Origin of the sequence: Enterocloster citroniae (assembly GCF_040545455.1) — a bacterium.
GTDB classification, from domain to species: Bacteria; Bacillota; Clostridia; order Lachnospirales; family Lachnospiraceae; genus Enterocloster; species Enterocloster citroniae.
On record NZ_JBEPLZ010000002.1, the window covers coordinates 146,633 to 168,947 of the forward strand.

The 22,315-nt window shown below is 34.2% G+C and carries 18 protein-coding genes and 1 pseudogene; 12 read left to right on the forward strand and 7 right to left on the reverse strand.

The features are described from left to right. Positions 1 to 979 precede the first annotated feature (979 nt). The 12 genes and pseudogenes from ABID13_RS02685 to ABID13_RS02735 all read left to right on the forward strand — a co-directional run. Positions 980 to 2,044, forward strand: coding sequence for a glycosyltransferase (locus ABID13_RS02685; RefSeq protein ID WP_048929832.1), 1,065 nt, complete (start codon positions 980 to 982; stop codon positions 2,042 to 2,044). Positions 2,045 to 2,060: 16 nt separating this feature from the next. Next, positions 2,061 to 2,906, forward strand: coding sequence for a 6-hydroxymethylpterin diphosphokinase MptE-like protein (locus ABID13_RS02690; protein ID WP_048929833.1), 846 nt, complete (start codon positions 2,061 to 2,063; stop codon positions 2,904 to 2,906). Then, complete coding sequence (locus tag ABID13_RS02695) at positions 2,903 to 4,084, forward strand: glycosyltransferase (protein ID WP_048929834.1); 1,182 nt, start codon at positions 2,903 to 2,905, stop codon at positions 4,082 to 4,084. Before ABID13_RS02690 ends, ABID13_RS02695 begins: the two co-directional genes overlap by 4 nt. 30 nt (positions 4,085 to 4,114) lie before the next feature. Then, positions 4,115 to 5,326, forward strand: a complete 1,212-nt coding sequence (locus tag ABID13_RS02700; RefSeq protein WP_048929835.1) for an O-antigen ligase family protein — start codon at positions 4,115 to 4,117, stop codon at positions 5,324 to 5,326. Next, positions 5,316 to 7,235, forward strand: coding sequence for an HAD family hydrolase (locus ABID13_RS02705; RefSeq protein ID WP_048929836.1), 1,920 nt, complete (start codon positions 5,316 to 5,318; stop codon positions 7,233 to 7,235). Before ABID13_RS02700 ends, ABID13_RS02705 begins: the two co-directional genes overlap by 11 nt. A 12-nt stretch (positions 7,236 to 7,247) precedes the next feature. After that, positions 7,248 to 8,663, forward strand: coding sequence for a lipopolysaccharide biosynthesis protein (locus tag ABID13_RS02710; RefSeq protein ID WP_048929837.1), 1,416 nt, complete (start codon positions 7,248 to 7,250; stop codon positions 8,661 to 8,663). A gap of 20 nt (positions 8,664 to 8,683) precedes the next feature. After that, positions 8,684 to 9,346, forward strand: a complete 663-nt coding sequence (locus ABID13_RS02715) for an acylneuraminate cytidylyltransferase family protein (RefSeq protein WP_048929838.1) — start codon at positions 8,684 to 8,686, stop codon at positions 9,344 to 9,346. Between the two features lie 52 nt (positions 9,347 to 9,398). Beyond that, positions 9,399 to 11,018, forward strand: a complete 1,620-nt coding sequence (locus ABID13_RS02720; protein WP_048929839.1) for an aldolase catalytic domain-containing protein — start codon at positions 9,399 to 9,401, stop codon at positions 11,016 to 11,018. Positions 11,019 to 12,016: 998 nt separating this feature from the next. After that, on the forward strand, positions 12,017 to 12,520 hold the full coding sequence (locus tag ABID13_RS02725; RefSeq protein ID WP_048929913.1) for a KdsC family phosphatase: 504 nt from the start codon (positions 12,017 to 12,019) through the stop codon (positions 12,518 to 12,520). A gap of 204 nt (positions 12,521 to 12,724) precedes the next feature. Then, entirely contained in the window at positions 12,725 to 13,369 is a 645-nt protein-coding gene (locus ABID13_RS02730; RefSeq protein WP_156200074.1) for a DDE-type integrase/transposase/recombinase, read from the forward strand. Between the two features lie 236 nt (positions 13,370 to 13,605). Further along, the gene (locus ABID13_RS28630; RefSeq protein WP_416387854.1) at positions 13,606 to 13,686 is read left to right on the forward strand and encodes a hypothetical protein; all 81 of its coding nucleotides are present in this window, start codon (positions 13,606 to 13,608) and stop codon (positions 13,684 to 13,686) included. Between the two features lie 84 nt (positions 13,687 to 13,770). Next, positions 13,771 to 13,872: pseudogene (locus ABID13_RS02735) on the forward strand (AAA family ATPase); the annotation flags it as partial. A gap of 301 nt (positions 13,873 to 14,173) precedes the next feature. On the opposite strand, the gene ABID13_RS02740 reads toward ABID13_RS02735, so the two are convergent. From ABID13_RS02740 to ABID13_RS02770, 7 genes are read right to left on the reverse strand one after another with little or no spacing between them, the layout of a single operon-like run. Continuing rightward, the gene (locus ABID13_RS02740; RefSeq protein WP_048929840.1) at positions 14,174 to 14,992 is read right to left on the reverse strand and encodes an SDR family NAD(P)-dependent oxidoreductase; all 819 of its coding nucleotides are present in this window, start codon (positions 14,990 to 14,992) and stop codon (positions 14,174 to 14,176) included. A gap of 2 nt (positions 14,993 to 14,994) precedes the next feature. Next, positions 14,995 to 16,704, reverse strand: coding sequence for a thiamine pyrophosphate-binding protein (locus tag ABID13_RS02745; RefSeq protein WP_048929841.1), 1,710 nt, complete (start codon positions 16,702 to 16,704; stop codon positions 14,995 to 14,997). Between the two features lies 1 nt (position 16,705). Beyond that, positions 16,706 to 18,202, reverse strand: coding sequence for a lipopolysaccharide biosynthesis protein (locus ABID13_RS02750; protein WP_048929842.1), 1,497 nt, complete (start codon positions 18,200 to 18,202; stop codon positions 16,706 to 16,708). Between the two features lie 53 nt (positions 18,203 to 18,255). Continuing rightward, positions 18,256 to 19,275, reverse strand: coding sequence for a polysaccharide pyruvyl transferase family protein (locus ABID13_RS02755; protein WP_048929843.1), 1,020 nt, complete (start codon positions 19,273 to 19,275; stop codon positions 18,256 to 18,258). Between the two features lie 7 nt (positions 19,276 to 19,282). Continuing rightward, positions 19,283 to 20,044, reverse strand: coding sequence for a glycosyltransferase family 32 protein (locus ABID13_RS02760; RefSeq protein WP_053095349.1), 762 nt, complete (start codon positions 20,042 to 20,044; stop codon positions 19,283 to 19,285). A gap of 57 nt (positions 20,045 to 20,101) precedes the next feature. Next, complete coding sequence (locus ABID13_RS02765; RefSeq protein WP_048929844.1) at positions 20,102 to 21,046, reverse strand: glycosyltransferase; 945 nt, start codon at positions 21,044 to 21,046, stop codon at positions 20,102 to 20,104. Positions 21,047 to 21,068: 22 nt separating this feature from the next. Then, positions 21,069 to 22,229 (reverse strand): EpsG family protein, encoded by a 1,161-nt coding sequence (locus ABID13_RS02770; protein ID WP_048929845.1) that lies wholly within the window; start codon positions 22,227 to 22,229, stop codon positions 21,069 to 21,071. Positions 22,230 to 22,315: the final 86 nt, after the last annotated feature.

Sequence of the window (22,315 nt, forward strand, 5' to 3'; positions counted from 1 at the left end):
GGGATTTGTGAGGGTGGTTGGTGCAAATAATAACAATTATTTGGAGGAGAATGGGCGGGGAAATATTCTGGGGCGGGAATAAGATTAGAAATGATTTTATGAGATAGCATCTCTGATAGCGAAAAGCGCTATCGATGAGAATTAGGGATATGTAACTATCATTATAAAACCTTAGTACACATTTAAGGTTATGTGATAATGGTAAATGAGATTATCAATTGACGATAATATGCTTTTATGCGGCTTTCAAGGTCAACCTATTGGAATAGATACAAACCTGTGCGAATGAAGCAATGACACGAATGATAATCACAAAATATAGAATGACATTGATGATAGACGAAACAATTTGGGTACATATTAGGAACTTTTGTTAGAAGAAATCATAATACCAAAAGCAGATGGTACATAAAGTAAGTTGGATTAATTTACAGAACACAACAGGGGGTTTAGCAGGTGATGCAGTATATATAGGTTCAAACCGAGCGATGCGTCTGTTTACATATATTTGGTTTGAGAAGTTCACTGACTTTAAGGATGGTTATTGCGATGTTCGGCTGAAAAATGCGGAATTATGGGAACTTTCTCCACCGAACTTTGTTTGTACAAGAAGGGCAATATCATTAAAAAACATATAGATACGATTGCAGTCGCTAATATAGGCTATTTTCATATAACCTGGCAGTTTTTCGTCACAGCAGCCCCCAAATCGCAACTGCGTATATTAACAGAGTCTCAGGTTGAGATGGTTAACAACAGATGCTCTAATCCAATATGAATATAAGGAAGCACATGTATTTGCGGATTCTGAAATCGTGGTTGTTTCTTTCAATTATGATAATTCCATTCAACACGTTGAAATATTTGTGGTAGAGAATGCAATCGTACTCGTTATGGATTATAACCCAAATACCATTATGATCATCGAGTCTACTATCCTGGCTGGCTATTTTCAGAATAATAAAGGAGATAATGTTATATGAAAAAAATACTGATGGTGTGTGAGGCATTTGGCGGTGGTGTTTTCACTTACGTTTCCCAGTTGTGTAATGATATGTGCAATGATTTTGATGTTTTTTTAGCTTATTCACTTCGTCCGCAAACACCACGAAACTATAAAGAGCTTTTAGATAAGCGAGTTTGCTTGATTCAAGTAAACAGTTTTAGTGTAAAAGGACTAACGAATATTCCGAATGATATCAAGGTGATAAAAGAACTTAGAGCAATCGAGAGGAGGGTTAAACCGGATATTATTCATTTGCATTCTTCTATTGCAGGCGGAATAGGGAGATTAGCATTTAAAGGAAAGAATAATACGATTGTTTATACACCTCATGGCTATGCCCACATTTTGATGGGATCCGACAAAAAGAGTGTGATATATAAATGGATGGAGAAGATTTTAGGGAGAATGAATTTCATAACCCTAACTTGTTGTGAAAGTGAAGATGAAGTGGCTAAAACACTGTGTAAGAGAACGGCATATATTGAGACCGGAATTGATTTGGCTGATTTGTCCGCTTCTCTTAACGGTATTGAGCCGGAAAAAAATGAAAAGTTTACAGTTTTTACTTTAGGAAGAGCCTGTGTGCAGAAGCAACCTCAGGTCTTCAATAAAATTGCAGAATTAGTGCCAGAAGCAAGGTTTGTATGGATTGGTAATGGTGAACTTGAAAATCTGCTCATTGCTCCGAATATAGAGGTGACTGGTTGGAAACCTCGTAAAGAAGCGCTTGCAATTGCAAAGGGAGCAGATGTCTTTATCTTGTGTAGCCTCGGTGAAGCAATTGCTATGAGCCTGATAGAGAATATGTACATAAAGAAATTAATTCTTGTTAGTAATACCATGGGAAATAAGAGTGTCATCAAAGATGGCGTAAATGGATATGTATGTGAAAAAGCTGAAGAGTATGCAAAAAGAATTAAAGCTGCAATGAAGATCTTTCCGAAAGAATTGCCTGAGCGAGCATATCAGGATGTGTTGAATATTTATAATACTGCTGAAATGAAGAAGAAGTATGTAAAGCTTTATAAGTCGATTTAAAGGAGTGAAAAATCCAATGATGACCAAATTAGTTAATCTGGCGAGAAAAAATAAGGTGTTTGAAATTATAATAAAAGCCGGTATATGGCTGATTATGGCATGCATTAATATATGGGATGAAACAACAGGATTTTTAAGATGTCATGGACTGTTTGGAAAACAATATGAAGATCTGCTGAAATTGAAGGGAAAATATCATGGAAAGAGATGTTTTATTATTTGCACTGGTCCAAGTCTTGCCACAAATGATTTAGAAAAGCTAAAGAATGAATACACTTTTGGTATGAATTCTATTTGTTTACTGGCAGATAAAACGAGTTTCCGCCCAACATTCTATGGATGTAATGATTTAGGAGTTTATCAGAAGCTTAAAACTGATATAGAGAATTATTGTAGCGATACAATTGAAGTCTTTGTTTCTGATAGAATCAAACGTAATGTTCAAATAAAAGAATGGTGGCATGTTTTCCCAGAGAATGTTGCATATCACACTTATGACCGTTGGTTTACACAGAATTTTTGGTGTAAATTTAGCGGAGATTGCTATCGGATCGTGTATGGAATGCATAGTATTACACATTCACTGATTCAGATTGCTGCTTATATGGGCTTTACCGAAATCTATCTTTTAGGAGCTGATTGTAGTTTTCCGAAAGGTGGTAAGATACACTTCAAGGATTATGGAGTTCCTGATACTACTATTGATACAGCAAGGGACAGAAATATTGCTGGATATGAAGAAGTAAAGAAGCAAATGGATAAGTATGGATTTAAAGTATTTAATGCTACACGTGGGGGCGCATTAGAGGTTTTTGAACGAGTGGATTTAGATAAAATTATACGTCAGGAAGAAAATTTATGAAGCTGCTGTTTATAAGTATGAGTGCCAGAACAATTAGTGACAATTCCGGAAATATTTATTTAAACGCTCATATGAATAAAAAAACGATACAGAGATACAGAGTTATATGTGATGAGCTTCGGATGATTCTGCGAGACAGCGGCATTTGTTGCGCAGAGGAAGAAGCAAGAAAAAAATATGATCCTTTTCCCAAAGATCTAGCGGATTTGAGTATTTGTTACAACCCGTATCATCCGATAACAAATTTATTTAGTGTAAAGAAATATCGAGAAATGAATCGGGTCTTTTTAGAGAATATAAAGTGGGCAGATAAGGTGATTATCGCTTCTGCTACCGGTATTTATGCAGAAACTGGGATTAAGTACTGTAAAACTTACAATAAGAGATACATGCTCTTGGTTGGTGGCTTCGCATTTGAAACAGATTGGAATCATGGATGGGATGGAAAATTTGTTGCATGGAAACATGAACACGAGTGTAAGAAAAATATGGCCATTGCTCCGTATGGATTATATGTGACAAAAGAATTTCTACAAAAAAGGTATCCTTGTCATGGAAAAACAATCGGCTGCTCCGATGTTGAAATTACGGACTTAAATCCAGATATTCTAAAAAAGAGATTAGAAAAGACAACAAGCAGAAAGGCCACAATCGTTTTGGGCACAGTAGCCAATATAGACGACAAGCGAAAAGGTCACAAATTTGTTATAAAAGCAATTTCTTTACTCAAGCGGAAAGGCCACAAGTTCGAATATCATTTGCTTGGTGCGGGAAGTGGCGCCAGTTTAATGGTATATGCTGAACAGCTTGGAGTTAAAGATCAGGTGATCTTAGATGGAACCAAACCACATTCGGAAGTATATATGTGGCTTGATGATATAGATATCTATATTCAACCGAGCTTTACCGAGGGATTGTGCCGGGCAGTAGTGGAGGCAATGAGTCGAGCTTGTCCAGTTATTTGTACAGATGTTGGAGGTAATGGCGAGCTGTGTTCGAAAGAGTTTTTAGTAGGAGCAGGGAATGCCGAAGCGATTGCTGATGTTTTGGAGAAGTTGATTGTGGCCGATACTTATGAAAAGCAAGCAAAAAGCAGTTTCAATAGAGCGCATGACTATTACTATGAGGTACTTGATAAAAAACGAAATGATTTTTTGAAAATGTTCGTAGAATTTTAGAAGTGATATTGGAATGAGCGGAGGAAAAAAGTGACTCTAACAATAAAAAAGCCTTCATCATCCAAAATTGTATGGATGCTGATTTTCTTGGCATTTTTAAAACCTGCATATTTTGGAACGATCGCAGAACTGGATCAAATATTCAATGTTATTAGAATTGTTGCAGTTGTGCTTTTGCTAATCTATTACTTAATTAGAAAACACAGAATATTTAAGCTTTCTGCATTATTACTGTTATATTCAGTGATCCCTTTATTCTCAACGTTTATCAATGAAGGAAATATTATAAATGCATTTACACTTTGTGCTGTTTCATTTGGCTCCGCAATGGTAATGGATATTGCCGCACAAAAAAGAAATGATATGATGGTTGATGCATTATATAGTATCCTTGAAATTTTAGTTTATGCTAATTTGATTACTATAATACTTTTTCCTCATGGATTGTATTTATTTACTACTGAATCTGGATGGATCTCAGATCAAACATGGGTTCTAGGATTGAGAAATGCGCAGACAACATATTTGCTTTTAGCGTGCATAGTTGATGTTACCTATTGGTATATAAAACCCAGGCGAGTCAGAACGAATATTAGATGTATCTGTTTATACACCGCTGTTTTCATTACTATAAATCATCTAAAAGTTGGAAGTGGGTATCTTAGTTACTTTTTAATGACAATACTATTTATTGTGATGTTCTTTAAAAAGTCAATTTGCTTGTCTTTTAAAATCGTGGTGATTGCACATATTGTGATGTTTTTCTTTCTGACAAGTGTGGGGAAACTTTCGCCTATATCAACATTAGGAGATGCCCTAGGCCTGATCGTTGGTAGAACAGGAACGGTTTCAGCCCGATTTCAGATTTGGACAATTTCTTGGGACAAGATTTTAGAATCACCATTGTGGGGACATGGGGCTTTAAATTTGAATCAGTTAACTTGGTTGTCCACCATCGCCGCTGGCGCTACCACCACACATAATACCTTTTTAGACATGTGGTTTAGAGGCGGATTGTTTTGTTTTGGCTCCTTTTGCATGATTCTTGTATATATTAATAAACGCCTTAATTTTCTTAAAGTAAAGAATCAGAATTTGTATAATGTATGCTCAATAGGATTTTTTGGCTTTTTTATTGTTGCTCAGGCGGAGGGTGCACTGTCTGGTGCAACAATGTATGTATTAATAGGTATGATTTGGGCGTTACCCACGATGATAGAGGCAAGAGAGAATGAAACATAATATTGACATAAATAAGTATGAATGTATTTCCTTTGATATTTTTGATACTCTGATCAAGCGTGTTGTTCCAGATCCTCATGATGTGTTTTCACTCATGCAGCAGTATTGCAATAAAAGAAAGATTCCATTACCAGATGATTTTAAAAATAAGCGCCTCATGGCAGAGCGTACAGTTAATACTCAAAGCAGGCGTCCAAGCACGATTCAGGAAATTTATGATTATTTTTGTGCCAACTATGGAGGTGATGCAAGAAAACTGGAGGCTATAGAAAAATGGATAGAATTGAATGTCTGCAAACCAAATCCTGATATTGTGGCAATATTTTACGAATGTATTCAGAAAGATAAAAAGGTCTATATTATTTCTGACATGTACCTTGATGCGGTTTTTCTAGAAAAAATGCTAGAAAACTGTGGAATTAGCGGGTATGATAAGCTGTTTGTTTCCTGTGAATATCGAGTAACTAAAACAACAGTAAAGTTGTTTGAAGTAGTGCTTGATGATGTGAAAGGAACACCAAGTAAGTGGTTGCATATTGGGGATAATCCCAAAGGAGATATTAGTTCACCGAAAAAACTAGGAATAAACACCTATCAAATTGAGCAAAAAAAATCCTGCAAGTATTTGGTAAAAGCTGAAGTTAATGATTGGCTAGATTTTGTAATGATGAATCGGTGCGCAGACATAGTGGGCGAATCGATGAGAGAGAATGAATCAATGGGGGCAAAGGTACTCGGCCCATTGTTAACAGGTTTCTCTAAATGGATGGCTACTCAGTTGAAATCATTAGGAATCCACAAAGTCTTCTTCCTTTCTAGAGATGGCTTTACAATGAAAAGGGCATTTGAAGCAATATATTCAGGAGAATTTGAAACAGCATATATTTATGCCTCGAGACGTTCATGGACAGTTCCAGCAATTTGGATGGAGCCCGAGTATGAGGATATATTAAAAAATGTTTCTATGTTTCCTCAAACCTCGGTATACAGCTTTTTGATGCGTATAGGAATTTTACCAGAAAAATGTAAAAAAGAAATCAGATTAAGTGGCCTGGATGTGAATACGGTAATTGATAAGACACTTTTACCTAAGTCTAAAGAGTTCAAAGCTCTGTATTCTTTGGTTAAAGATAAGGTGATTATCAATTCAAAGGAGGAGTATAAGGCACTTACTGAATACTTGAAAAGTGAAGGCGTAGAGGGAAAAGTTGCGATTGTTGACATTGGCTATAATGGCACAATGCAGAAAGCACTGCAGATAATTCTTAGCTCGATGGGGATTCGAAATGAGATTCATGGGTTTTATATGGGATTAAACCCAAAGTCTAAGTTAATAATGAACCATGAAATAAACGCCTACAGTTTCCTTTATGGACCAAATCATAAAAATAAATATCAAGATAACATAAATGCTTTTATTTCTGTTTTCGAAAGTATTTTTCTTGCACAGCATGGCTCTACATATAGATTTAAAATGGGAGACGGGATAGTGGAGGCAGAGTTCTATGAATATGAATATGTCGCTCAGAAAGAACGCTATGTGGACGAGATTCAGATAATAACCAGCTTCCAGCATGGTGCACTAAAATACGTGGAATACGTATCTGAAATGGTACGAAATGAGTTGCTTGTCATAAATAATCATTTAGCGATAAATAATTTACTTTGCATGGGACTTAGACCCGAGAAAGTAGGGGTTGGGCTTTTCTCGGACTTTCGAATGTTTGATACAAGGGTTTCACATATTGCACATCCAGATCCGCTTATTAGGTATTTATTAAATCCTAAGAAGTTTAAAAAAGATTTTTCGGCATCGACATGGAAAATTGCATTTTTGTATCGTTTACTCCGGATACCATTACCATATGAACAGATTTATTACACATTAAAGAGGATTGCAAAAACATGAGGACCATGAAACGTGAAAAATGATTTTAAAAAAACTTTTGCTTCAAATTTATCATTTGCGTTTATGGCACAGTTATTAAGCCTAACACTTAGTGTGATTATGTCTTTAATTGTGCCAAAGTTGTTAGGTATTGAGCAATTTGCATACTGGCAGTTGTTTATATTTTATAGCGGCTATGTGGGCTTTTTTCACTTAGGCTTGCCAGATGGGGTTTATTTGAAATACGGCGGGACAGAATTAGATGCTATTGATAAGCCTTTGCTGGGGTCTCAGCTTCGGCTGATGACTTTGTTTCATGTTATCATCAGTTTGCTTGGTGTACTGATTCTTTTTTCATTTCCACTGGAAAAAGAAAGAAAATTTGTATGGATTCTCACTGCGTTTTACATGGTGATTACAAATGCCTTTTGGTTTCTAGGATTTATCTATCAAGCGGCAAATAAAACAAAAAATTACTCTATCGCAACAATTATAAGCAAAGTGTTTTTCACGGTTTGCGTTTTCCTTTTGATGGTTATGAAACCATCGGAATTTAAGATTTATGTAGTGCTTTATGTAGTATCACAAGGTTTAGCCTTACTTTATTGTGCGTATAAAGGAAGGGAGTTTATTTTTTTTCATCAGTTGCCATTTAGGAAGACTCTTACAGAGATGTTTTATAATGCTAAGATTGGAATCAATCTCACATTTTCAAATCTGGCAAGCAGTTTTATTTTAGGCGTGGGTCGGGTAATGATCGATGCTACACAGGGAATTAGTTCTTTTGGAATGGTTTCTCTGGCAATTTCTCTGACAAATTTTTTCTTGCAATTTATTTCACAGGTAAGCATGGTTATGTTTCCTATGCTACGACAGTTTGAGCATGAAAAAATGAAGCATATTTTTGTTGTTATTCGTGGTGGAATCAGTTATTTCCTTTGTACGATTTTGGCGCTTTATGTTCCACTAAAATACATATTATGCCTATGGCTTCCGCAATACGCAGTTAGTCTAGAGTATTTGGCGATACTACTTCCAATATGTATTTTCGATGGCAAGATGCAGCTTTTATATAACACATATTTGAAGGTGCTTCGAAAGGAAAAAGTTCTTCTTTTGATAAATCTAATTTCCTTAGGTGTGAGTGCCATATTGTGCGCCATAGGAGCCTATGTGCTGAACAGCATGATGGCAGTGGTAATTTGCATGGTTATTGCTATAGCAGTACGCAGCCTAATTACTAATATATATCTGTCAAAACTAATGAGCATTCCAACTGAGATTAATGTTATTTGGGAATGCGTGCTGTCATTGATTTTCATTTTGTCAAACATGGTGCTTCCAATGGCGACTGCTTTTTGTGTATATCTGATTGCATTTTTTTTCTATTGCGTGTTTACAAGAAAGAATCTCAAAGAATGTATTGATACACTTAAAATCATCAAATAAATAAGGAAAGGAAACTAATCATGAAAGTAGTATCTTTTATTCCAATCAAACTTAACAACCAAAGACTACCCGGAAAAAACACTATGCTGCTCAATGATCGTCCAACATGTGATTATATTTTTGAGACCATTTCCGGAGTTGACACTATTGATGAGAAGTACGTGTACTGTAGTGATGAAGCAATAAAACCTTATATAGTACCCTATGAAGAAAAAGGGCTGAAATTCCTTAAAAGAGATCCGTGTCTTGACGGATTTCAAGTGAAGGGACTAGAAATTATTGATCGGTTTGTAAGGGATGTCGATGCAGACATTTATGTGCTCACACACGTCACACAGCCATTTACAAAGTCAGCGTCTATTAAGAACGCTCTGGAAAAGGTTGTATCTGGTGAGTATGACTCAGCGTTCTCCGCAGTTGTTCTACAGGATTATATGTGGATGAACGGTAGACCTTTTAATTATGATATGAAGAATATTGTCCGTACACAGGATCTTGAACCAATTTACATGGAAACAGGTGCATTCTTTATTTTTCGAAAAGAAGTATATACAAAACTGGGGCAGCGTATTGGTGATAAGCCATATATTTACGAAATTGACCAATTTGAGGCGGTAGACATTGACACTGCAGAAGACTTTCAATTTGCAGAATCTGTAGCTGTCTACTTGTCAAATAAGTAATTCTAGCTTGATAAAATTTTAAATGATTGATATTAAGAAGGGAGAAGACCTCATGAAAAATGTTAGGGTCCTTGATTGCACATTACGCGATGGAGGGCGTATTATCGATTGCGCTTTTCCAGATCGTGAAATAAAGGAAATGACTGATCGTCTTGCTAATGCTAAGATTGATATTATAGAAGTAGGTTTTTTGCGCGATTGGCGCAAAGTGAATTATCATGGGAATAGTACATTCTTTACTGATGTAGATCAAATTAAACCATATATTAATCGGGAGAATAAGAGCACTATTTACACGGCATTTATTGATTATGGCATGTGTGACATTGATTCTTTAAAACCGTATGACGGAACATCTATTGATGCAATTCGTTTTGGTTTTACAAAAAAAGATTACACAGAGGAAAAGAATGAAATCTTGCGCTGGATTAGGATAATTAAAGAGCGTGGTTATAAATTGTTCATTCAGGGCGTCAATTCCTTGAATTATTCAGACAGAGAATTGTTAGAAATCGTTGATATGGTGAATAGTGTACATCCCTACAGTTTCGGCATTGTGGATACTTATGGAGCAATGTACATAGATGATGTCGATAGATTATATGGGCTTATAGATCATAATATGCTTCCAGATATTTGTATCAATTTCCATTCCCATAACAATTATCAGCTGTCTTTTGCTTTTGCACAGGAAGTGATCAAGCTTAGTGGAACAAGTAATCGTCAAATTATCATTGACGGAACACTTGGAGGTATGGGCAAGGTTGCCGGAAATTTAAATACTGAATTGATCATTGATTATCTCGTCCGTAAAAAACGTTACGACTATGAGTTCGAGGATATTCTAGATATTTTGGATGATTATGTCTACAAGTACTCACTTAATCATAAGTGGGGATACTCAACCACCGCGATGATGGCAGGCGTTTATAAATCTCATCCAAATAATGTGATTTATCTAACAGAAAAGTTTAGGCTTGATACAAAAGATATTGGAAAGCTACTTTCTATGATTGATCCGGTAACTCGCCAGAAATACGATTACAATAACATTGAACGACTTTATACCGAGTATATCGCTGATAAGATTGATGATCATGAAACAATAGCACAATTAAAGCACTTAACAGAGGGAAAAGAGGTGCTAGTTATGGCACCTGGAAATACGCTGAACACACATCGTGAGCAGATTGATACATATATTAATAAAAATCAACCTATTGTGGTCAGTGTAAATTTTGTGGCTGAAGATCCGAATGCCTATGCATTCTTTGGAAATCAAAAAAGATATGCCAGACTTGCAGCAAAGAGAATAGGACGTAATGTTATTATTTCTTCTAATGTAAAAGCGGATAATGATGGCGATCTGGTCGTGAATTATCACAGCTTAATAAACCGTGGATATAAGTACTTTGAAAATTCAACAATTATGCTCCTTAATATGTTGAAAAGGGTTAGTCCTAGGAAGATCGTTATCGCTGGTTTCGATGGTTTTAGTGAAGAAAATGAAAAGAACTACTCCGATAATTCCTTCCAAAACGATCGTCATATTTCTGAATTTTCTGTTCTAAATAAAGAAGTTGCCCAGATGTACAAGGAGATTAAAGAAACTGTATATCCGGAATGTATTATTAAGTTATTAACACCGAGTTTATATGAAAATGAAGAGTAGGAAGAAGTAGAAGCATTTGAGTTAAAAGCTTCCATAGCAATGGACTTGCCAGACGTAAGTAAAGAGAAAACAATTTTAACAGGCAGACATTGATGGCGCAATAGGGCTAGGTATATTTTTAATTGTTCTTGGACATACGTTGAATGGTGGACAATTCAGAATTTGGATTTATGTATTTCATGTTCCGTTATTTTTCTTGTCTGGATATTCAATGCACTTATCCAAGTATGATGTAAAAAAATTGGAACCGAGTACTGATTAAACAATTTCAGACAATAATTGTTCCCTATTTGGCAGCTTGAGCTATTGTTCAGTTTGTTTTTTAGTGAAAGTGATGCTCTAACTCTTAATGCCGCGCTTTTGTTCCCACCATGTTTGTTCGTAATAAGACCTTCGTTTTTGGCCATAAGCGGTATGTAACAGAAAAAATTTGCGGAGTTTTTTGATCGTTGTTCTTGGCGTCATTGGTGAGAGACGAATGCCCTTTTGTCTACCTTGGGGTATAGATATCGCATTATTTGTCATTATTTTTTATTTCGCTGGATATATGATATTGAGAGCAAAAGATTAAAAGAGAAGGCACTAAATGCTAAAGAGCTTTGGTGATTATTGCTTTGATGCTAAATTATAGGTCTTATCAACGGAGAATGCAATATGGTATCCATAAAGTATAGAAATTAAATACTGTTTTTGGTCTTCGCTTTTTTGAAATAATAGTCCTGCTATTAGTGTTTAGCGCAACCAAATAAAACAGAACCTTTTAATTCTTCGGAAAACGCTCACTGATTGTTGTTTGTATCAATGAACTTATTTGGAGAATTGCGATAAAGTTGGTTTTTGTCATCTTAATTATCTCTGCTGATGAATTACATAATAAATTTTTACTCAGTCGGACTTGCATGTTACATTTTTATCTCTTTAATACCGTTTAATATCACTATAGAGAAATGGTTTCTATATATGATTGGATAAGGCCTTAAGTGCAAGTGCAAATAATCATGAACATAGGGGAAGAAAATAAAATGGTTAAGTTTTTGATAATGGATGTGGACGGAACCCTAACAGATGGCAAGATTTACATGGGTAGCAGCGGCGAAATATGCAAAGCTTTTAGCATTAAAGATGGTTGTGGTATTCATGACATTGCGATTCCAGCAGGAATTGAACCGATCGTTATCACTGGAAGAAAATCAGATATTGTCATGAAGCGGTGCAGAGAAATTGGAATTGAAAAGGTCTACCAAGGTATTCGCAATAAAATCGAAAAGCTTCTAACAATAACTACTGACTTGAGAGAAGTTGCTTATATTGGCGATGATATCAATGATCTCTCCTGTATGATTCCAGTTAAAGCGGCTGGAGGTATTGTGGGCTGCCCAAAAGATGCTGTGAAAGATGTGATTGTACTAGCAGATTATGTGGCTGAACATAATGGCGGCGAAGGTGCTGTAAGAGATTTCGTTGAATGGTTGGTTGAACAATACCGAAGTCATGAAAAATAATGAATCTTCATTTAAACTGTATGTATGCGCTTTATGGTGTAAATACAATTTAAAGAGATCTCTATCATGACCGAGTATTGAGAGATTATCCGGCTTGCCGGCTTAAATTTCAGCCAAACTAACATCGTACTCAGTGTCAGTGCATTCAAGACTACGGTCAACAAGGTTCTTAAAGAGACAAAAGCTTAGAATTTTATATGACCATTGGATCCGAAGTACACAGACGATGTACTGTCTCAGACCTTATTTCCAAAAGTAGAGATGGCAACGCCTTCCACTAACAAACGGATGCCTAATTTTGCTTATATCCGAAAGGAACTGCTCCGCAATGGCGTCAACAAAAAGCTTCTGTGGACAGAATACCTTGAGGAATGCCGCCAGACCGGCGATGAGCCGCTTATGTATTCCCAGTTCTGCTATCAAATCCAGAAGGATGAGCAAAAACACCGTGCAACGATGCACATCAACCACAAACCAGGTGAACAGGTAGAAGTTGATTGGGCGGGCGATCCGGCCCACGTCATCGATCCGGATACCGGCGAAATTACCAACGCATATCTTTTCGTTGGCATAATGACTTACAGACAGTATCCCTATGTTGAGGCTCCTATTGATGAAAAACAGTCGGCCTGGATTACCGCGCACGTCCATATGTATGAATACTTTGGCGGTGTAGCAAAAATACTTGGACCTGATAACGGTAAAACAGCAGTTGACCACAACCATGGCTGGAAAGACCAACGTATCATCGCCATTTATAAGGAAATGGCTGAGTATCACGCCCCCCCCCATCCCCGCAAAAAAAGGGTGCCAAATGCTGAAGGCAACATTGGAACTATTTCCACATAGATCATTGCACTACTGTGCAATGAACAGTTTTTCTCAATCAGAGAGCTAAACCTTGCTATCCGTCAAAAGCTAGAAGAATTCAGCCGTTGCCCTTTTTAAAGAAAGAGGGTAGCCGGTATGAGATCTTCCGCAATGAAGAACTGCCATTGCTGGTGCCATTACCTGTTGCCTCATACTAACTGGCAGAATGGAAACAGGCCACCGTTCAGTTCAATTATCACATATCCTGCGCCGGAATGCTATACTCAGTTCCTTACGAGTATATAAAGCGTAAGGTCTATATGAGGGTTACAGATAAGACCATCGAAGTTTTTTAGAATAACAAGCGTATCCTTCCCATTGCCGTCTTTGTGGGCGCAAGGGGCAATATAGCACCCTTTCCGAGCATATACCTCCGTCCCATCAGCAGAGCCACCGGGAGTGGCAAGGCCTATATGGCCTGCGCCTTCGGGATGGAAGCCTGCAAACAGCGGTACAAAACCAAATATATCCGCCTTACGGATCGGTATCCGTTCCTACGGAACATGAGTACATTCTCATCGGAATAAACACGGGGTGAATACATCACCTTTCCAGACTTTGGAAATCATTATTCCATTTTTGTGGAAATCATGATTCTGGTAAAGTGGAAATCGTTCTATCTGATAAAACCTTATAATAGTTTTATGCACCATATGATGTAAATACTTTGTAAGGAGGTCGTAATTATGACCAGATACCTAGAAATCATCAGACTTACCGGTCTGGTATATTCCCAACGCAACATCATGGAAAGTTGTGGTGGTGCCCAGGAAACAGTCGTCACTATATATGACTTTTTATGTTTCCTGCACCACCAGTAATATAAAAGGTATCACCAACAATCATATTCCCCATTTCGCTACACATATATGTAGCTAAGGAAGCAATTTCATTAGGCATAGCAGACCTTTTTATACAAGTGCTATCATTATAAATACTATCGTTTTCATTCATTCTTAACATTGGGGTGACTGTGGGTCCCGGAGCAATAGCATTTACAATTATACCATAAGGAGCCAAAAGATCAGCAGCACCTAATGTAAAACCTCGTACAGACCATTTTGACATTTCATAAGGCGTCCAGGCTGGTCTCATGGCGCTCGATGAAGATACATTCAATATATGACCATGAATTTTATTATTGATCATATAATTGCCTACAACTTGGTTCATAAAGAATGTCGCTTTGATATTTGTATCCATTATAGCGTCATACTCATCTTCTGTGACTGTTAGAAAGCTATTTTTAGCACCAATCCCCGCTGAATTTACAAGTATATCTATCCTTTTTTCTTCAAATAAGTTAACGGCTTGCATAAGATTTCTCGGAATCTCTTTAACATTAGTTATATCAAAAACAAGCCCTTTAGCTTTGTTTCCTAAAATTTTAACGGCCTGATTAATTTTATCTCTATTACGTCCTACTATAATTACTTTCGCACCATTCTCGATGAAATCTTTAGCAATTGCAAATCCAATTCCCGAACTGCCACCAGTTATAAGAGCCACTTTATTTTCTAGTAACTTATTTGAGTTAATCAGCTTCGGAACAGGATATTGCTCTTTTGTTTTAAAAAATTTAATAATTTTTTTTATATTCATGTCTACTTACCAATCATCTTTTTGAGTCCATTTTTTAGTGCTTGTTTACCCATTGCAGCTTTCTCTTCAAAATTGTAGCTTGTGTTTGTATCAATTATAGTTTTATATGCCTTTGCTTCATCAACATCACTAACAAATATTTCAAAAATAATTGGCTTTTCAGAAGCACTGACAAATTCTGTGATTTTAGAATCAAATTCTTGCTTAGTGCCAGCCCTCATATATTTAAATCCACATACATTCGCCCATCCTTCAGCATTTTTGAAATGATCCCCAGCAGCAATATATTTATCTATGAATTCATAATCATTCATAGAATCCATTTTAAATTCTATTCCCCCGTTGTTATTTACTAATAGAATTCTGACATTATTTTTTATTCCTCTAATACTAATAGAATTCATATCATAAAGAAAGGCCAAGTCTCCTATAATCATAAAACACATTTTATCTGTAGCAAGACTTTGTCCTATCAATGTGGACATACCTCCATCAATTCCAAAAGCACCAACATTTGAGTAACATTCCACCGATTTATCTATCTCATAAAGGCTCCATGTTCGCAAACTATTTAGAATGGACAACTGCAGAATGCTATTGTTTGGTATAACTTTTGACATTTTTTGGGCGGTATATATATTGGAAAATGGTACTTCAATATCGCGTTTCTTACTACTAATTAAGCAACTCCAAAGTTCAAAATAGTCATGCGTAGAACGCGCAAAACACAACTCGTTCATTTTCATAAAAAACTCTGAATTACTGACTGCGAAGACTTTTGTTAGTTTATCATAAGTATCAATTATAGCACCATCTCGATTCACTCTCCATACTTCGACATCTATTAATTCATTCTTTGATATGATTTTATATAAAGGATAGTCTCCAGTTTGCCCCCCAAGAGCGATTACAATATCAGGTTTGTATCGCAAAAATTCAGATAATTTTATTGTAGACAAAGCTAAATTTGCATTTACAACAAACTTTCCATGACAATTTGAAAGATGATTGCAATAAACTACAACATTATAATTTGTACAAAACTCATCGAATAGTTCCTGCTCTTTCGCATTGAAAGGTAGCTGTTCACCGACAACCATAAGAACTTTTTTATTTGAAAGAACAACATCCCATTCAGTGTTATATTCATATCTTTTGATATATCTGTAATTGATATCATTGCGGGAAAGTTGAAAATCTAGCCATGGAATACACAACTGAACAGGTCCATAGCCATTATGATTTAATTCAAGGATTGCTTCATTTACCAATCTATTAGAAAATAAAATATCATTTTCATCTGCAATAGCAGGAAGTTCATAAGAAGCTTTAACACAATCTTTGGGTAAAGAAGTTTGATCAGGAGCTTGCATATATTCCTGATATTTAAATCGAGTATGCTTTTCCATCGTAAGCGCTAGAATGGGAACTCTTTTGTAATAAGCTTCTGTTAATCCAGGTATATAATTTCGTGTTGCTTGAGCACTAGTACATGAAGTAGCAACAATCTCTTCTGTTTGCAAATAAATTCCTATTGCAACATACATCGCACTTCTTTCATCTACTACCGAATAACATTTAAAGAAGGAGTCCTTTTGTACTTTACGCACAAAGCAAATATTTGTTCCTCCTGGACTAATGACTATATGTCTTATGTTATGCGCTTTTAAAGCAGATACAATAATATCAATGTTTTTTTCATTATTAATCATTTTATCTCCTCAATAACTTATATGTTGTTCCTCTACAGACATTAAATAAATTTCTATTTATTAAACAATTTATAAAAAAAACTGTAACGCTAAAAAGCAAGGTAAATAGTCCCCCATAAATAACAAAACTGGAATATGATGATATAGAGTAACTAATGGATCTTTTTAGCAACACTGCAAAAAAAAAGGTTATAAAATTGATTCCTATTATTGAAATTGTATTTATCGGCTGCCTTTTTAGGATTTTAATATCTGATAAATAATTACAGTACAGCGATTTTACTGGAAGTGCACAAACTGTTGCTAGCAGTACTCCAAATAATCCAAAGTACGAAACTAAAGCTAAAGAGATTGTAACGTTAAGAAAAGCCTCAATAATAGAAAATTTTGCAGTTTTACTTGCATATCCTGCTATAGCTGTCAGGTTTCCGGCAATATATCTGCTCCATGAGATCATCTGAACTAAGCAAAATAGTAATGGCAGTCCAATGATAATATAATTAATATCTTGAACACCACTTGTATAGAGTTTAACAAAAGGAATAATCAAATAGTAGGCAACTATCATTAATATAGTTATACTTGACATAAAAATCGAATTAAATAGGTCATGCATTTTACAGTATTTATTGATATCTTGATGAAATGTTTGTCCTAAATTAAATTTTACACTATTATAAATGGCTGTTAAAAGACTATTTAATGCAAAAAACACCATATTATACACTGCATAAACACTTGCTAACTGAGTAGAGCAAAAGACAGATAGAATAATCATGTCAGTGGAAGAAAATATTGTCCAAGCAATTTCTGTTACTATATATGAGTTCCTATCTTTTAATTTTAAACCTTCAATATTTATATTATAATCTATCCAATCATAATTCCTATCCATATATGTTTTATAGAGACCAAGTTTTAAAAGTGATACAGCAAAATATCCCAATTGTATAAAAGCAATGTTAACGCCAAATAATGCTAGTCCAATCTTACAACCATAACAGAGTATTTTACTAACCAGTTCAATATTAGATAGTATATAGTTTTTTCCGTCTGCAATTAAAAATGCTGTTCGATTTTGGATGAACCAGAAAGAAATGACGCCTGTCATTCCTTCAAACAAAACAACAAAGAAAATGGTCCAATAACTTACATTAGTTTTTAAACCAAACGGTAAAATAAACGAAAGTGCTATAACTCCAGCACCATATAGAAAAGTAATTCTTCTATAATACAGTCTCGAAACAGACATAACTTGAGATATCTCATCGTGATCTTTTGAATCGCCATGAATAAAGGGGTATAATGCATTTGTTGTAGCTTGACCGATTCCGGCTTCTAATAAAGCCATATATGAAAATATTTGAGTTATAGTGCTAGTTAGTCCATTTGTATCAGATCCATAGTGTACTAAAATTATTCTAGGAACTACTAAACCAAGGGATAATATAATTATCTGGCTTATAAAACTAACAAAAACATTTTTTAAATTTTTCAAATCGATTTGACCTCCTGAATTACACTTCTAATCCCCCAGTTGATATTAGTCATCTAGACATTGTTAATAAAGTAATCTTTTGCTTTCTGCCTCTCAGATAAAATTCTATTTTCCAACTCATTTTCGTTTATCCTAATTGCTACAATATTTTCAATTTTGTTAGATGAATTTAACTCATTTATGGGAAGTGCTCTATTCAAACAATCAAAAACTTTAAGCGCATATATCATTTTATTTTCCCTTTCCTTCGTAAGCAATGTTAAAAAACTTTTTTTTCTTACTATGGATAACATAGTTCCATGGAACATATTTGTTATTACAAGCTCAGAATTATCTATATATCCTACAAACTCAAAGGGTGAATCGGGGACAAAATTTTTACACCATCCATTGTATATATCTACAGATATTATGTCATAACCTTTATTATCAGCATACTTTTTGATCACATCAATGAGCGAATTATCTATTATTCCTCCATAAATCATAATATATGGCTTGTTCCATACATGGTCTGGTTTCACAGCAGGAATATCATATAAAAATATTGGATCACAGTGAATAGGTGCTTTTATATTACTGCTTTTATAAATAATGTCACGACTATTTTCATCACGCACAGATATATTATTAAAATCCCTTAAACATTCTTTGTATATTTTTACAGTCTCTGAATTAAGGGGGGTACTTCCCATACTCACTGCATAACTTATTTTTTTTATAGCCGGAATACTTAATCCAAAGTTTTGTATTGAAAAAATAGGATTTTCTATATTCCATAACTCATCACTACCAACAACAAGTAAATCAATATTATTTTTACTTGAAATTTTAAAATATTTCTTTTGAGCACGCCTAGAATTTCTTATTCTCTTTATAGAATTAAATATGTATTTAAAATTCTTAGATTTCAATAAAGGAGCATACATTTTGTAAAAATATTTAATCTCCTTTTGAGGGACGAAATAAACATCACAGGTAAATATCTCAGATAGAAAGCTTCGCAAACAGTATGCTTGCAAAAATGCACCAACATTTATAGCATTATAGTATGTCAAAATATTTATTTGCATCTAACAATTACCTCTTACTAATGATTTTTAATAAAATATTTTTGGGGTGTAAGGCATAAAAATATATTTTATAAAAAAGTGATGCAAAAATCCCAAAATGTTCATAACAGTAATACTTCATCTTTAAATTTTTTTGTTTTTCTAGTGATAACCAAGAGGCCGAAAAATAATGAATGGCATATGTGTTCGGAGTAACAGATAACTTTCCTGTATTCCACGTTTTTGCACAAAAATAGTCATATGGATATATATTTACACCATTTACTTTTTGCAAATCATCCATAAATTTCATACCATGTTTAACAAAATATGAAGTTATATATTCTACATTTGTAGTCTCATTCATTTCACCATTATTATTAATAAAGGATCTTCCATAATACTCGTTTAAAATTTCGGTAAAAGCTTTATCATTTTTCTGGCAAGCCAATAGACCTGTTGATATAGAATCTATTGTCTGTAAACCAGTAAAAGCCTCTTGGTTCAAAAAACAGTCTAAATTTTTAATAATCTCTACATCAGTATCTAGATAGATTCCACCATAGTTCACTAATACATATAAACGGACAAAATCCGACACAAAGGCCCATTTTTTTTGAGAATATGCTTCTTCAATATATGGACATGCGGTTAAATCAATATTGTTTTCATTCCATTCAATTATTTCATACTTTGGGCAATACTTCTTCCACGATTCTATACAATTTTTTGCTAAGTCAGGTAATTCACTACCACCAAACCAACAATAATGAATTATTTTGGGTATCATAAAGACCTCCTAATCAGGTACCTTAAATAAATATATATTTAACATATTGCGATTGCATTATTTTCGAGCTTTTTCTATACAATTAGATATGAACATAATCATTTTCATTCTTAATACTTCAATTAACGATTCTCTTGCGAATTTTAAACCAAAGAATATTCTAAAATATTCTAATACTTTTCTACAGTTTGAGACGCAAGTTCTTATAAATTCAATTTCATTAAAATAATATTCCAATTGACTTATATAGCCAGCAGATTTTGAGTAAAAAAGGTCTGCATCATGTGGTGTCAATTCGTTTATTCTATTAAAATTTTTTCTTAAATATTTTGAATAGACTTTTTGCGTAATTTTATTACTTACTGAAATTCCATTCGGATTTATCCTATACCTCAAGCAAATCCATGGACAACAGGCAAGTTTATATATTTTTGAAGCACGAATTAAAAAATCGTAATCCTCACAATATTTTACATTTCTGTAACCATCGAGAACTTCATAAACTTCACGCTTAACTAACCAGGTTGGGTGTATTAATGAACTTCGCGATTTTAAATATCTCCTGCACCCGCTATTCCAAACAGGATATTTTTTGGATTTTCCATAATTTTCCCCAGTTGGACTTATGGGCTGTATATACGCTCCCACAATATCAAGATCTTGTTTTATGATATATTCTAATTCTTTCTCTAGCCTAAATGGTTCTGAAATATCATCCGCGTCCATTCTTGCAATATATAATCCTGAACAATATCTTAATCCCTTATTAAGTGAAGCGGTTAGGCCAATATTAGATTCATTTTTAATGATTTTTATTCGTCTATCCAGTATATATAATTTGTTTAAATATTCATCTAAGTCTACACGAATTGGATTATCATTGATTATAACAAATTCAAAATTTTCATACGTCTGAGCCAAGATTGAATTGATCGAATCGATTATATATTCAATTGGTTCATTGTAAGTGCTCATTAAAACACTTATTAATGGCTTTTTCATATCTAGTCCTCTTTTAATGTATCTATTTATAGAACGGTATATAAGGATAAACAGAACTTCTTCCTTGAAATATAATGTCATACGCAAATGATAAAATAAGATATACTATAACTATTAAAATTATTAAATGTTTATTTCTTTTACTTACTTTATTTATATAATATGGTATCGAAATGCAATAAACAGCATAAAAATAGTATCCTATTCTCTCTGCCTCAACAACTAGGCTTCCAAATTGTGCCGCAATAATATCTAAAACCATCATTGCGCCAAAAAAGGCATTAAGTTTTTTATTAGCATAGCTTTTATCTTTTTTGATTCCATATAAAACAAGGAAAATGAATGGAATTCTTCTAATTATTTGATTAGATTTAAATGAAACGGATCCAATAAGATATAGTGAGGCATATCTACTTAAACCAATTGCAGATAAAATACGACTTAAAATAGGAATACTAAACAGCAACGCTATTCCCCCAAATAAAATGATACCAATTTTTATAGTTGTTGAATCTAATCTTTGCCCCCCAACAAATACCGTTATATATTTTTTTTTGTCATTAATCAAAAAATAATAAAGAAACATAATAGCAAGACCAAGTATAGCTGAATAATGAAAGCTTGTTGCTAACAAAACTAAAACAATATATGTTTTCTTCATGTTTTTTAATAGATATTGAAATGCAAAAAAAACTATTGATATAGCCATCCACTGTCTCATTAAGTTTAATGATGAAGCATAAAATAAAAAGTAAAATATAAGCATGCCTAACCAAACGCTTATTTTATTCTTATAAACGTGCAATCCCTTGTATATTAAAACAATGATTATTGCATGGGTAACAGCTAACATTATCTGATAAGAGTGAAAAAGCTTTGTAATAAAATAAACAAAAAGAACATATCCTAATTCCCACTTTGATACTGTAACAGTTGTAAAATTAAACATAATAGTAGTAGAAAAGAATTCAGTAAGATTTCTTGAATTCATGGCTAATTGAAAAACACTTTTTGCATATCCAACGGTATCCGTTCCAATACCAATTTTTCTCATACCCGCTAGAATAATGGGAAAACTTAAAGCTCCCAGAATCAAAAATGCTTTAATAGTTTTATTTTGCTTTTTGTTATAAACAATATAGATCAGCAAGACAGATATAGCATAAACTACAACATATATCACTCTTTCACCTCCTCCTACTCATATGTAACATAAGATTACTCCCTTAAGCAACAAACATTAAAACTAATTGCATTTTTAACATTTTA

Coding starts and splice junctions, on each gene's coding strand:
- ABID13_RS02685 (WP_048929832.1), top strand. CDS start 980: ATGAAAAAAATACTGATGGTGTGTGAGGCATTTGGCGGTGGTGTTTTC.
- ABID13_RS02690 (WP_048929833.1), top strand. CDS start 2,061: ATGATGACCAAATTAGTTAATCTGGCGAGAAAAAATAAGGTGTTTGAA.
- ABID13_RS02695 (WP_048929834.1), top strand. CDS start 2,903: ATGAAGCTGCTGTTTATAAGTATGAGTGCCAGAACAATTAGTGACAAT.
- ABID13_RS02705 (WP_048929836.1), top strand. CDS start 5,316: ATGAAACATAATATTGACATAAATAAGTATGAATGTATTTCCTTTGAT.
- ABID13_RS02715 (WP_048929838.1), top strand. CDS start 8,684: ATGAAAGTAGTATCTTTTATTCCAATCAAACTTAACAACCAAAGACTA.
- ABID13_RS02720 (WP_048929839.1), top strand. CDS start 9,399: ATGAAAAATGTTAGGGTCCTTGATTGCACATTACGCGATGGAGGGCGT.
- ABID13_RS02725 (WP_048929913.1), top strand. CDS start 12,017: ATGAACATAGGGGAAGAAAATAAAATGGTTAAGTTTTTGATAATGGAT.
- ABID13_RS28630 (WP_416387854.1), top strand. CDS start 13,606: ATGCTATACTCAGTTCCTTACGAGTATATAAAGCGTAAGGTCTATATG.
- ABID13_RS02740 (WP_048929840.1), bottom strand. CDS start 14,992: ATGAATATAAAAAAAATTATTAAATTTTTTAAAACAAAAGAGCAATAT.
- ABID13_RS02745 (WP_048929841.1), bottom strand. CDS start 16,704: ATGATTAATAATGAAAAAAACATTGATATTATTGTATCTGCTTTAAAA.
- ABID13_RS02755 (WP_048929843.1), bottom strand. CDS start 19,275: ATGCAAATAAATATTTTGACATACTATAATGCTATAAATGTTGGTGCA.
- ABID13_RS02760 (WP_053095349.1), bottom strand. CDS start 20,044: ATGATACCCAAAATAATTCATTATTGTTGGTTTGGTGGTAGTGAATTA.
- ABID13_RS02765 (WP_048929844.1), bottom strand. CDS start 21,046: ATGAAAAAGCCATTAATAAGTGTTTTAATGAGCACTTACAATGAACCA.